Annotated in this window: 11 protein-coding genes; 8 read left to right on the top strand and 3 right to left on the bottom strand. The window is 69.5% G+C overall.

Annotated features, from left to right (window positions below):
- Positions 1-38 precede the first annotated feature (38 nt).
- From yidD to rpmH, 3 genes are read right to left on the bottom strand one after another with little or no spacing between them, the layout of a single operon-like run.
- Positions 39-320 carry a membrane protein insertion efficiency factor YidD gene (gene yidD / locus A4U64_RS24535; RefSeq protein ID WP_006934452.1) on the bottom strand — a complete coding sequence of 94 codons (282 nt, stop codon included), beginning with the start codon at positions 318-320 and terminating at the stop codon, positions 39-41.
- An 11-nt stretch (positions 321-331) separates the two neighbouring features.
- Positions 332-709 carry a ribonuclease P protein component gene (gene rnpA, locus A4U64_RS27955; protein ID WP_006934454.1) on the bottom strand — a complete coding sequence of 126 codons (378 nt, stop codon included), beginning with the start codon at positions 707-709 and terminating at the stop codon, positions 332-334.
- Positions 710-731: 22 nt separating this feature from the next.
- Positions 732-875 carry a 50S ribosomal protein L34 gene (gene rpmH, locus A4U64_RS24525; RefSeq protein WP_006934459.1) on the bottom strand — a complete coding sequence of 48 codons (144 nt, stop codon included), beginning with the start codon at positions 873-875 and terminating at the stop codon, positions 732-734.
- Between the two features lie 608 nt (positions 876-1,483).
- Here rpmH and dnaA point away from each other — a divergent pair.
- The 8 genes from dnaA (at position 1,484) to gyrB (ending at position 11,837) form a co-directional block, all read left to right on the top strand.
- The gene (gene dnaA, locus A4U64_RS24520; protein WP_044475805.1) at positions 1,484-3,115 is read left to right on the top strand and encodes a chromosomal replication initiator protein DnaA; all 1,632 of its coding nucleotides are present in this window, start codon (positions 1,484-1,486) and stop codon (positions 3,113-3,115) included.
- Between the two features lie 535 nt (positions 3,116-3,650).
- On the top strand, positions 3,651-4,835 hold the full coding sequence (gene dnaN, locus A4U64_RS24515) for a DNA polymerase III subunit beta (RefSeq protein ID WP_029546803.1): 1,185 nt from the start codon (positions 3,651-3,653) through the stop codon (positions 4,833-4,835).
- A 27-nt stretch (positions 4,836-4,862) separates the two neighbouring features.
- Positions 4,863-6,116, top strand: coding sequence for a DNA replication/repair protein RecF (gene recF / locus A4U64_RS24510; protein WP_029546804.1), 1,254 nt, complete (start codon positions 4,863-4,865; stop codon positions 6,114-6,116).
- A complete protein-coding gene (locus tag A4U64_RS24505) occupies positions 6,113-6,661 on the top strand; it encodes a DUF721 family protein (RefSeq protein ID WP_043799108.1) in 549 nt (182 codons plus the stop codon). The genes recF and A4U64_RS24505 overlap by 4 nt, the downstream gene beginning before the upstream one ends.
- Positions 6,662-6,750: 89 nt before the next feature.
- A complete protein-coding gene (locus tag A4U64_RS24500) occupies positions 6,751-7,641 on the top strand; it encodes a metal-dependent hydrolase (RefSeq protein WP_029546805.1) in 891 nt (296 codons plus the stop codon).
- Positions 7,638-8,726 (top strand): PDR/VanB family oxidoreductase, encoded by a 1,089-nt coding sequence (locus A4U64_RS24495; protein WP_050034255.1) that lies wholly within the window; start codon positions 7,638-7,640, stop codon positions 8,724-8,726. The genes A4U64_RS24500 and A4U64_RS24495 overlap by 4 nt, the downstream gene beginning before the upstream one ends.
- Positions 8,727-8,734: 8 nt before the next feature.
- Positions 8,735-9,637, top strand: coding sequence for an alpha/beta fold hydrolase (locus A4U64_RS24490; protein WP_043799104.1), 903 nt, complete (start codon positions 8,735-8,737; stop codon positions 9,635-9,637).
- Between the two features lie 166 nt (positions 9,638-9,803).
- Positions 9,804-11,837, top strand: a complete 2,034-nt coding sequence (gyrB, locus tag A4U64_RS24485; RefSeq protein ID WP_006934474.1) for a DNA topoisomerase (ATP-hydrolyzing) subunit B — start codon at positions 9,804-9,806, stop codon at positions 11,835-11,837.
- Positions 11,838-12,136: the final 299 nt, after the last annotated feature.

Raw genomic sequence — 12,136 nt, 5'->3', positions numbered from 1 at the left:
GCCACCCAGCGGCGTCGGTCCGAAGTCTTCAGTGCCGGTCAGGGACCCCGGTCGACCGATCGATGCCGCCGCTCGGGCACCGGATCCCAACCCCCAGGGTGCCAGGGCGCGCATTTGAGCAGGCGGACGACCGTCAGCACGGAGCCGACCACGAACCCCCGGGTTCGCAACGCCTCGACGGCGTATTCGCTGCAGGTGGGGGTGAAACGGCAGGTCGGCATGCGTGTTGGAGACACGTACGTGCGATAGAGCTCGATGCAGAAGATCAACATCCGGGCCGGTGCGGAGCGCACCGACCGCAGCACGCCGTCAGCGTTCATCCCGTCCGTGTTCATCCCGGCCGCCGCGCCGTCGCGACCAGACCCAGTCGGGCGAGGCCGGAGCGAACCTGCCGGTCGAGTTCCTGCGAGGAGGCCGAGGCGGCACCCGGAAGCGCCCGGACGACGACGTCTGCGCCGGCGGGAACCTCGTCGACGAGAGTCGCACAGATATGACGAAGCCGGCGTGCGACTCGATGTCGAATCACCGCCGGCCCGACAGCCTTGCTCACGACGAATCCGAACCGCGGACCGCCGAAACTCACCACCAGCTCGGCCTGCTCCCGCTCGATCGCGTGAACGACCAGATCTCGCCGCCCCTGCCGGCGGCCACGACGAACGGTCTCGGAGAAGTCCGCGCGGCGCCGCAGGCGATACGGCTCAGGTAGCACCCCGAGCTCCCGGAATCGGGGATCAGGCGGTGAGCGAGGTGCGGCCCTTGCGGCGACGCGCCGACACGATCGCACGACCCGCACGGGTCCGCATCCGGAGACGGAAGCCGTGAACGCGCGCGCGGCGTCGGTTGTTCGGCTGGAACGTCCGCTTGCCCTTGGCCACGGTCAACACTCCTCGAAGTTCTATGACGCCGGTCGGCGTCCTCGGTCCAACGTGTACGGAAATCGCATGACACGTGCCGTACGCGAAAAATACTGCGTGGCAGCACGGATCCGTCACTGCTGTATGAGTGACTGTTCGAGGCTACTCGGCGGCAAGCACGAAATCAAACCGCGCCGGCTCGGCACACGCAAGACGACACGCCGCACACCCATTTTCCCGTGCGTCACGTTCGCACCACGAAGTCGTGTGACTCCGTTCACATTCCGGTACGCTCCCGTTCATGGTTTCGCCGGGGTTGTTCCTCGTCGCCCACCACCGCGGTGAGCGGGGCCACTCGCTTCCGCCGCGCGGGCACCGGCGCTGCGCCCGGCCGCCGGTCTGCGCGCGGGCCGGCACGCGCAGTCGCTAGCCCGGGCCGCGCGCGCCGGGCTTCTCGAGACATGTCACACTGGGCACTTCGTGTCCGAGCCGGACCTCGCGTCTCGTCCTCGGTGTGCCCCGCTCTCTACAACTCCCAATCCACATCCCACAGGCCGCCACCCTGTGGTTGTCCACATCTGTGGATAATCGTGTGGAATTCGGATCGAGAGAACTGGGGAGGACGCGACGTGAACGACGAGCCGAACGCGCTGGCCGACGTGTGGCCGGACGTCGTCGCGGAGCTGACCGCCGACGGCGAGGGCCTCAGCAAGGGCCAGAAGGCGTGGCTCGCCCTGGTCAGGCCGATCACCCTGGCGCAGGGTTTCGCCCTCCTGTCGGTTCCGTCCTCGTTCGCGCAGGAGGCCATCGAGCGGGATCTGCGCGAGCCGATCCTCCGCGCGCTCCACCGCACCCTCGGCCATCGCGTCGAGGGACTCGGCGTGCGCATCGAACCCTCGGCGGCCGTCGACGATCCCGCCGAGGACCCCTACGCCGTGCCCCGGGACACGCTGCCCCTCGAGGGCCTGCCGCCGGACCCCCGCGCGCCCGAGCCCCACGCGTTCGATACGCGGCCGATTCCCACCGGACCGCGCGAGACCGACCCCCGCGACATGGTGCATCCGTTCCGGCGGCGCCGCCCCTCCTCCCTCGACCACGGCATGCTCGAGGTCGACACGGGCGAACTCGAGGAGGTCGACGACGACCGGGAGGCCATGACCGCGGTCCGGGAGTCGTGGCCGTCCTACTTCACCCAGCCGCCGCCGCCCGCCGCCGCGGCACCGACCGGCAGCAGCAGCCTCAACGCGAAGTACACGTTCGACACGTTCGTCATCGGAGCGTCGAACCGGTTCGCCCACGCGGCCGCGGTGGCGATCGCCGAGGCGCCCGCCCGCGCGTACAACCCGCTGTTCATCTGGGGTGCCTCCGGCCTGGGCAAGACGCACCTGCTGCATGCCGCCGGGCACTATGCGCAGCGCCTGTTCCCGGGCATGCGGGTCAAGTACGTCTCCACCGAGGAGTTCACGAACGACTTCATCAACAGCCTCCGCGACGACCGCAAGGTGGCGTTCAAGCGCAGGTACCGCGAGACGGACATCCTCCTCGTCGACGACATCCAGTTCATCGAGGGCAAGGAAGGTATCCAGGAGGAGTTCTTCCACACCTTCAACACCCTGCACAACGCGAACAAGCAGATCGTGGTGTCGTCCGACCGTCCCCCGAAGCAGCTCGCGACGCTCGAGGAGCGCCTGCGGACCCGGTTCGAGTGGGGTCTGATCACCGACGTCCAGCCGCCCGAACTCGAGACCCGCATCGCGATCCTCAGCAAGAAGGCGCGGATGGACCGGCTGGACGTGCCGCACGACGTCCTCGAGTTGATCGCCAGCAGGATCGAACGCAACATCCGCGAACTCGAGGGTGCGCTGATCCGGGTGACGGCCTTCGCGTCCCTCAACCGGCAACCGCTGGACCTGACGCTGGCGGAGGTGGTGCTGCGGGATCTCATCCCCGACTCGACGGCTCTCGAGATCAACTCGGCCACCATCATGGCGGTGACCGCCGAGTACTTCGGCACCTCGATCGACGACCTGTGCGGGCCCGGCAAGGCGCGGCCGCTGGCCCAGGCGCGACAGATCGCGATGTATCTGTGCCGCGAGCTCACCGACCTCTCGCTGCCCAAGATCGGGCAGACCTTCGGCCGGGACCACACGACGGTCATGTACGCGGACAAGAAGATTCGCAAGGAGATGACAGAGCGGCGGAAGGTCTACGACCAGGTGCAGGAGCTGACCGCGCGTATCAAGCAGCGCTCCAAGCGCTGAGCCGTACCACCCTGCGGCAGGGGCCCGGACGATCGCGTCCGGGCCCTTCGTCGTATCCGGGGACGGGCCGGCGGTGGGCGGTGGGTGTGATTCTCGAGACGGATGGGCAGTGACTCACACCTGTGGACAACCGTGTGTACAACGTGGGATCTTTGTGGACGGACGGTGTACCGATGTTGAACACTCTCGAGATGTCCACATCCGTCCTCGAGAATTCCTCGAGTTCATCCTCGAGAGTGCGGGGCTCGAGAAGCCCGCCTCACCAGCGTAGACGGTCGTTCGTCCACAGATTCCACAACCCCTATTACTACTTCTGTGTTTTCTCTCGAAGATTCCTCTTTCAAAACAGGCTTGTGGAGGACTCGAGTGCACAGGGTCTCGAGTGCCGCGCCCCCCTCGAGCCTCCGGCTTTCCAAGTGCTCCACGAGCGCATACCGTGGAGCGACGTCCCCGCCGCCGACCTCGGTGTCGGGGTCCTGTGCCAGACTTCGTTGAATCGATCGACAGCCATCAGAGCGAAAGGATCCGCCGGGCGATGGAGCTTGGAAGCATGAAGTTTCGTGTCGCTCGCGAGGACTTCGCCGACTCCGTCGCGTGGGTTGCGCGCAGTCTTCCGTCGCGGCCGCCGGTGCCGGTGCTCGGCGGCGTCCTCCTCGGCGCCGACGAGCAGGGACTGACCGTCTCCGGGTTCGACTACGAGGTCTCCGCGCAGGTCCATGTCTCCGCAGAGGTCATCACCCCCGGGCAGGTACTCGTGTCGGGCCGCCTGCTCGCCGACATCACCCGCGCGCTGCCCAACAAGCCCGTCGACGTGGTGCTCGACGGAACGCGGGTGCTCATCAACTGCGGTAGTGCGAAGTTCTCCCTGCCGACCATGCCGGTCGAGGACTACCCGCAGCTGCCCGAGTTGCCGCAGCAGACCGGTTCGCTGCCCGTGGAGGTGTTCGCCGAGGCGATCAGCCAGGTCGCGGTCGCGGCCGGCAAGGACGACACCCTGCCGATGCTGACCGGTATCCGTGTGGAGATCGACGGCACCCACATGGTGCTCGCGGCCACCGACCGGTTCCGCCTCGCGGTCCGCAAGATCGAGTGGATGCCCACCGCCGACACCGCGACCGCCGCGGTCCTCGTGCCGGCCAAGACCCTCTCCGAGTCGGCGAAAACCGTTGGCGGATCTTCTAATTCGCCCGTCCAGCTCGCACTGGGTGCCGGTTCGTCGGTCGGCGCCGAGGGCCTGCTCGGCATCGTTGCGGACGGCCGGCGCACCACCACCCGCCTCCTCGACGCCGAATTCCCCAAGTTCCGCCAGTTGCTGCCGACCGAGCACACCGCGATGGCGACCGTTGACATCGCGCCGCTCGTGGACGCGATCAAGCGCGTCGCGCTCGTCGCCGAGCGCGGGGCGCAGGTGCGACTCGAGTTCACCGACGGCGGTCTGCTGTTGTCGGCCGGTGGCGACGACGCCGGGCGCGCGGAGGAGTCCCTCGCCGCGGAGTTCCAGGGTGAGCCGCTGATCATCGCGTTCAACCCCGGGTACCTGCTCGACGGTCTCGGCTCGCTGCACAGCGAGAAGGTGTCGTTCGGCTTCACGACGCCGAGCCGTCCCGCGGTGCTGCGACCGGCGCTCGAGGAAGCGCCCGAGCCCGACGCCTCCGGTACGTTCGCCGCCCCGGACAGCGACTACACCTATCTGCTGATGCCGGTGCGCCTGCCGGGCTGACCCGGGGGCAGGAAACGGTCGGAGCCCGTGTACGTTCGCACCTTCTCGTTGCGCGACTTCCGTTCCTGGGAAGCCGTTTCGCTGAATCTGGCGCCGGGGCCGACGGTGTTCCTCGGTCGCAACGGGCACGGCAAGACCAACCTGCTCGAGGCGCTCGGCTACCTGTCGACGCTGACCTCGCACCGGGTGTCCGGCGATGCCCCGCTGTTCCGGAGCGGGACGTCGCGCGCCCAGGTGGGTGCGGTCGTCGTCAACGGCGGCCGGGAACTGGGTATCGACGTCGAACTCAACGAGGGCCGGCCCAACCGGGGCCGGATCAACCAGTCCCCGACCCGGCGGCCGCGCGAGATCCTCGGCATCCTGCGGACGGTGTTGTTCGCGCCGGAGGACCTGTCGCTGGTGCGGGGCGACCCGGGCGACCGGCGCCGGTTCCTCGACGAGCTGCTCGCCACCCGCATCCCGCGGATGAGCGGGGTCCGCGCCGACTACGACAAGGTGCTGCGACAGCGCTCGGCCCTGCTGAAGACGGCCGGGGGTGCGCTGCGCCGCGGCAGCCGGTCCGGCGACGGGGCGAGCGCCCTGGCGACGCTCGACGTGTGGGACGGCCATCTCGCGGCACACGGGTCCGAGCTGCTCGCGGCCCGCGTCGCGCTGCTGCACGAGCTCGCCCCGCACGTCGCCGAGGCGTACCGATCGATCGCCCCCGAGTCACGACCGGCGCTGCTCCGTTACCGCAGCACGGTGGGCGAGGCGCTGCCGCCGGAGTTCGCCGACCCGGCCCGCGCGCCGCGATCCGACGACCGTGAGGTGCTCGAGGCCGCGTTCCTGACCCGGCTGGCGCAGGCGCGGACGAAGGAGATCGAGCGGGGCGTGTGCCTGGTGGGCCCCCACCGCGACGAACTCGACCTGATCCTGGGTGATCAGCCGGCCAAGGGATTCGCCAGCCACGGGGAGTCCTGGTCGTTCGCGCTGGCGCTGCGCCTGGGCGCCTTCTCGCTCCTGCGGGCCGACGGCACCGACCCGGTCCTCATGCTGGACGATGTGTTCGCCGAGCTGGATCGGCGTCGTCGCACCGCGCTCGCCGCCGTCGCGGCCTCGGCCGAGCAGGTACTCATCACCGCCGCGGTCCCCGAGGACGTGCCGGCGGAGCTGTCCGCGGTCCGGTTCGGGGTGCGGGCCGAGGACACCGACCGGGGACGGCTCTCGGTGCTGACCCGGCTCGACGGCGGCGATCCCTCGCAGCCGGATCTGGACGGAACCGTGGACGGAGCACTGCGATGAGCACCGAGAATCCGGGCGAACAACCCCCCGAGCCGCCGCTGCGCGGGATCGACCTGGCCCGTCGCGCGCTGGAGGAGGCCCGTGCGGCCGCGAAGGCGAGCGGGAAGTCGGTGGGGCAGGGGCGCGCGTCACGCGGGGCGCTGCGACCACGGCGCCGCCGTCGCGGCTGGTCGGGCCCGGGCCCCGACGAGCGGGACCCGCAGCCGCTCGGCGCGCTGGCGAACTCGCTGGCCAAGCAGCGGGGATGGTCGGGGCGCGTGTCGGAGGGCACGGTGCTGGGCAGTTGGGCGCGCGTGGTCGGCGACGATATCGCCTCGCACGCGTCGCCGACGACGCTGCGCGACGGGGTGCTGCACGTGTCGGCGGAGTCGACCGCGTGGGCGACCCAGCTGCGCATGATGCAGGCGCAGATCCTCGCGAAGATCGCCGCCGCGGTCGGGCACGGGGTGGTCAAGGAGCTGCGGATCACCGGGCCGACGGCGCCGAGCTGGCGTAAGGGGGAGCGGCACGTCCGCGGCCGCGGACCGCGGGACACGTACGGCTGATCCGACCCTGGATTTATATGTAACCCGATGTTACGTTGAAATCAGCCGGTTGTGCGCTGCCGCACACGTCCGCATCGGGAGGTACGTCCATGTCCACACCACTCATCGAACCGGACCGCGTCCTGCTCCAGGCCCGCAACGTCGAGTTCGACTGGAGCACGCTGCCCCTGCACTGGGTGCCGGGCGATCCGTTCAGCACCCACGTGCTCAACGTCCTGCATCTGTTGCTGCCGGCGGGGGAGGAGTGGTTCGTCGAGACGTTCAAGGAGGCGCTGCCGCTCATCGAGGACGAACAACTGCGCGAAGACGTCGTGGGATTCATCGGCCAGGAATCGGTGCACTCCCACGCTCACCAGGGGGTACTCGAGCAACTCGAGTCGAAGGGTCTCGATCCCACCCCGTTCACGGACCAGATGCGGTGGCTGTTCGGCCGGTTGCTCGGCCGGCGACCGCTGACCGGACTGCGCGCGGAGAACTACCTCGTCGAGCGGCTCGCCATCATCGCCGCCGTCGAGCACGTCACCGCGTTCCTCGGGGACTGGGTCCTCAATGCGAAGGGCCTCGACGCGGCGGGCACCGATCCGACCATGCTCGACCTGCTGCGCTGGCACGGCGCCGAGGAGGTCGAGCATCGCAGCGTCGCCTACGACGTGATGCGCTACTTCGACCCCGGGGAGGCCCGGCGGATCCGCACCCAGCTCCTCGTCACCCCGGTCCTCGTGTGGTTGTGGATCCGCGGTGCCCGATTCCTCATGGCCCACGACCCGGACCTGGCGCGTGCATCGAAACATGTGCGTGCACCTCATCTTTCGGACTGGCTGGCGGCGAGTCGCCGCGGCACGCTACCCGGCCCGGTGGACCTCGGCAGGCGCATGTCGCGGTACTTCCACCGCTCGTACCACCCGAGCCACGAGGGCTCGACCGGTCAGGCGGTCCGCTATCTGGCGTCCTCCCCCGCGGCCCGGGCGGCAGCCCGATGACCGGGGTGCTGCCGCGGCACCGTCGCCCGTCGGACCTGCACGGGCGGAACCGGACCGACCGTGCGATGGGCCTGCTCGGTTCCGTCGTGGAGAGCTACCTGCGTCTCGTCACGGCTCTCGGCTACGACGGCGCCGCCGGTGCCGGGGACCCCGATCTGCAGCTGAATCTGGTTGTCACCGAAAAGGACCCGGTGACGGCCGACGGCGACGTGGTGCGGTTGACGCTGCGTGCCCCCGGCGGCGCCGAGCTGCCGGCGTGGCACCCGGGTGCCCACCTCGACTTCCATCTGCCCTCCGGGCGGCGACGGCAGTACTCGCTGTGCGGCGATCACGAGGACCGCACCCGCTACACCGTCGCGGTTCGCCGGATCCCCGGCGGCGGGGGCGGGTCGCTCGAGATGCATGCCCTCGAACCGGGCGACCCGGTGGCCGTGCGCGGTCCGCGCAACGGGTTCCCGTTCGTCGCCGAGGGTGCGGCCCTGTTCGTCGCCGGCGGGATCGGCATCACTCCCGTCCTGGCGATGACCCGCGCCGCGGACCGTGCCGGAATGGACTGGCGGCTCGTCTACACCGGACGCACCCGGGCCGCGATGCCGTTCCTCGACGAGATCGGAACATGGGATCCGTCAAGGGTTTTCGTACGTCCGGACGACGAGTACGGCACGCCGACGGGCGCCGACCTGCTCGCCGGCGCCCCCGCCGGCGGGGCCGTCTACTGTTGTGGGCCCACCCCGATGCTGGACGCGGTGCGTGCCGGCATCGATGCCACGGGGGCGTCGGCCCTGCACTTCGAGCGGTTCGGTGCCCCACCCGTCGTCGACGGCCGGGCCTTCGAGGTCCAACTGGCGAGCACCGGAGAGGTGCTCGCCGTCCCGGCCGACGAATCGGCGCTCGAAGTGATCCGCCGGCGCCGGCCCGGCATCGGCTACTCGTGCCGGCAGGGGTTCTGCGGAACCTGCCGGGTGCGGGTCCTGTCCGGCACCCCCGACCACCGCGAGAACCGGCTCACCCCCGAGGAACGTCGCGAGGAGATGCTCGTCTGTGTCTCGCGCGCCGACGGTGGCCGGCTCGTACTCGACCTCTGAGGGAGAACATGACCACTCGTACCGTCACGAACGGAGCCGTCCGCCTCCACGTCGTCGAGGAGGGCAACCCGCAGGGGCCGACCCTCGTGCTGGTCCACGGCTGGCCCGACACGCATGCCCTGTGGGACCGCGTGGTGCCCGCGCTGGCCGGCGACTTCCGGATCGTCCGGTTCGACAACCGCGGTGCCGGCGCGTCGACCGTGCCGCGCGACGTCGCGGCCTACCGGCTCGAACTGCTCGCCGCGGACCTGTTCGCGGTGATCGACGCGGTGAGCCCGGACGCGCCGGTGCACCTGCTCGGGCACGACTGGGGGTCGGTGCTGGGCTGGGAGGCCGTGTGCGAACCCGGGGCGGCGGAGCGGATCGCGTCGTACACCTCGGTGTCCGGGCCGAACCTCGACCACCTCGCGCTGTGGATGCGTCGCCGGCTGGGGGAGCGGCGCCCGCTCGGCCCGCTCGAGCAGGCCGTGGCGTCGTCCTACACGGTGCTGTTCCAGACCCCCGGCCTGCCCGTGCCCGCGCTGCGGTGGTGGTTCTCCCGGCACTGGCCCCGATTCGTCGGGTTCTTCGACCGCTCCGACCCGGCCCTGATCGGACCCGTCGCGCCCACGCTCGCCGACGACATGGTGCACGGCCTGAAGCTGTACCGGGCGAACCTGCGCCGGCGGCTCCGCGCGCCGCGCGAGCGGCGCACCGACGTCCCCGTTCAGCTGATCCAGGGCCTGCGGGACCGGGCGGTGCGGCCGGTCGGGTACGAGGACACCGAGAAGTGGGTCACCGATCTGCGCCGGGAACCGCTCGACGCCGGGCACTGGTCGCCGCGCTCGCATGCCGGGGAGCTCGCGGCCGCGACCGCGCGCTTCGTGCGCGACGTCGAGGCGCGGCACACTGTCCGAACCTCGTCGCCCTAGCGATTCACCCTCCCGTACTCGCGACGCCGCGCCTGCGGGCCGGTGAGCGGCGTCGGCGGCCCGTCCTGTGTCGGACGGGGCAAGTACGCTTCCGGGCAGTAGGATGAATTCCGAATGCGTGCGCGTGTGCGCGAGACCCAGGCGGAAGAAGGAGAGCTACCAACCCGTGGCTGCCCAGAAGTCGAACAAGAGCAACAGTGAGTACGGTGCTTCCTCCATCACCGTCCTCGAGGGTCTCGAGGCGGTGCGCAAGCGCCCCGGCATGTACATCGGTTCCACCGGTGAGCGCGGCCTGCACCACCTGATCTGGGAGGTCGTCGACAACTCGGTCGACGAGGCGATGGCCGGCCATGCCACCAAGGTCGAGGTGACCCTCCTCGAGGACGGCGGCGTGCAGGTCGTCGACGACGGCCGCGGCATCCCCGTCGGGATGCACGCCTCCGGCATCCCGACCGTCGAGGTCGTGCTGACCCAGCTGCACGCGGGCGGCAAGTTCGATTCCGATGCCTACGCCGTCTCCGGCGGTCTGCACGGCGTCGGCATCTCGGTGGTCAACGCGCTGTCCACCCGGCTCGAGGTGGAGATCGACAACGACGGCTACCACTGGGAGCAGACGTACCTGTCGTCGAAGCCCGGCGAACTGATCAGGGGCGAGCCCACGCGGGCCACCGGCACCACCGTCCGGTTCTGGTCGGACCCGGACATCTTCGAGACCACGACCTACAACTTCGAGACGGTCGCGCGGCGCCTGCAGGAGATGGCGTTCCTCAACAAGGGCCTGACGATCACGCTGACCGACGAGCGGGTCGCCCCCGAGGAGGTCACCGACGAGGTCGTCAGCGAACTCGCCGAGGCACCGAAGAAGGCCGAGGAGCAGGAACAGGCCGAGGCCGAGCAGCATCACAAGGTCAAGACCCGCGTCTACCACTACCCGGGTGGCCTCGAGGACTACGTGCGGCACATCAACCGCACCAAGCAGCCGATCCACAACTCGGTCGTCGGCTTCACCGCGAAGGGCACCGGCCACGAGCTCGAGGTCGCGATGCAGTGGAACTCGGGCTACTCCGAGTCGGTCCACACCTTCGCCAACACGATCAACACCCACGAGGGCGGCACCCACGAGGAGGGCTTCCGCGCGGCCCTGACCTCGGTGGTCAACAAGTACGCGAAGGACAAGAAGCTCCTCAAGGACAAGGACCCGAACCTCACCGGCGACGACATCCGCGAGGGACTGGCCGCGATCATCTCGGTCAAGGTCGGCGAACCGCAGTTCGAGGGCCAGACCAAGACCAAGCTCGGCAACACCGAGGTCAAGTCGTTCGTGCAGAAGGCCTGCAACGAGCACCTGTCGCACTGGCTCGAGGCGAACCCGGCCGACGCGAAGACCATCGTGACGAAGGCGGTCTCGTCCGCGCAGGCCCGCGTCGCCGCCCGCAAGGCGCGCGAGCTGGTCCGGCGCAAGTCCGCCACCGATCTCGGCGGGCTGCCCGGCAAGCTGGCGGACTGCCGGTCGAACGACCCGAGCAAGTCCGAGATCTACATCGTCGAGGGCGACTCCGCCGGTGGCTCCGCGAAGTCGGGACGCGACTCGATGTACCAGGCGATTCTGCCGCTGCGCGGCAAGATCATCAATGTCGAGAAGGCGCGCATCGATCGCGTGCTGAAGAACAACGAGGTCCAGGCGATCATCACCGCCTTTGGCACCGGTATCCACGACGAGTTCGACATCGCGAAGCTGCGCTACCACAAGATCGTGCTGATGGCCGACGCCGACGTCGACGGCCAGCACATCGCCACGCTGCTGCTGACGCTGCTGTTCCGCTTCATGCGTCCGCTGGTCGAGCACGGCCACGTGTACCTGGCGCAGCCGCCGTTGTACAAGCTCAAGTGGCAGCGTTCCGAGCCCGAGTTCGCGTACTCCGACCGGGAGCGTGACGGCCTGCTCGAGCGCGGTCTCGCCGCCGGCAAGAAGATCAACAAGGACGACGGCATCCAGCGTTACAAGGGTCTCGGCGAGATGAACGCCAAGGAACTGTGGGAGACCACCATGGATCCCAGCGTGCGCGTGCTGCGTCAGGTGACGCTCGACGACGCGGCCGCAGCCGACGAGCTGTTCAGCATCCTGATGGGCGAGGACGTCGAGGCACGCCGCAGTTTCATCACCCGTAACGCCAAGGACGTTCGCTTCCTGGACGTCTGACCGGGTTCCACGGCGCCGGAGAGGGCGGCGGAAGGGGTGTGTGACGAGGTTCACACCACCGCTTTCGCCGCCCTTCGGCGCGTCGGGTGCGCGTTCCCGGGCCGCGAATGTTACTGGTCGGTAGAGTTTTCGGCTCGGTGACCGGCTCGGGGCGCGACTCCCGCCGGTTCCGGGAGTGGTCGTGCTCCTTTCGTTATCCGCACTCGGACGGATATGGTGCGTGCACTCAGGAACGTCTCTTCCGACCACTCCACCCGCAGCCGCACCTCCTCGACACCGAGCGGTGTGGCGCGGGTGTG

It is taken from the genome of Rhodococcus sp. WB1, from assembly GCF_001700945.1.
GTDB lineage: Bacteria > Actinomycetota > Actinomycetes > Mycobacteriales > Mycobacteriaceae > Rhodococcus > Rhodococcus aetherivorans.
This window is presented reverse-complemented; position numbering and strand designations above follow the sequence as displayed.

What these genes read in the sequence shown, in the direction of transcription:
- dnaN (WP_029546803.1), top strand. Translation starts at nt 3,651, where the DNA reads ATGGAGCTTGGAAGCATGAAGTTTCGTGTCGCTCGCGAGGACTTCGCC.
- A4U64_RS24495 (WP_050034255.1), top strand. Translation starts at nt 7,638, where the DNA reads ATGACCGGGGTGCTGCCGCGGCACCGTCGCCCGTCGGACCTGCACGGG.
- yidD (WP_006934452.1), bottom strand. Translation starts at nt 320, where the DNA reads ATGAACGCTGACGGCGTGCTGCGGTCGGTGCGCTCCGCACCGGCCCGG.
- A4U64_RS24490 (WP_043799104.1), top strand. Translation starts at nt 8,735, where the DNA reads ATGACCACTCGTACCGTCACGAACGGAGCCGTCCGCCTCCACGTCGTC.
- A4U64_RS24505 (WP_043799108.1), top strand. Translation starts at nt 6,113, where the DNA reads ATGAGCACCGAGAATCCGGGCGAACAACCCCCCGAGCCGCCGCTGCGC.
- A4U64_RS24500 (WP_029546805.1), top strand. Translation starts at nt 6,751, where the DNA reads ATGTCCACACCACTCATCGAACCGGACCGCGTCCTGCTCCAGGCCCGC.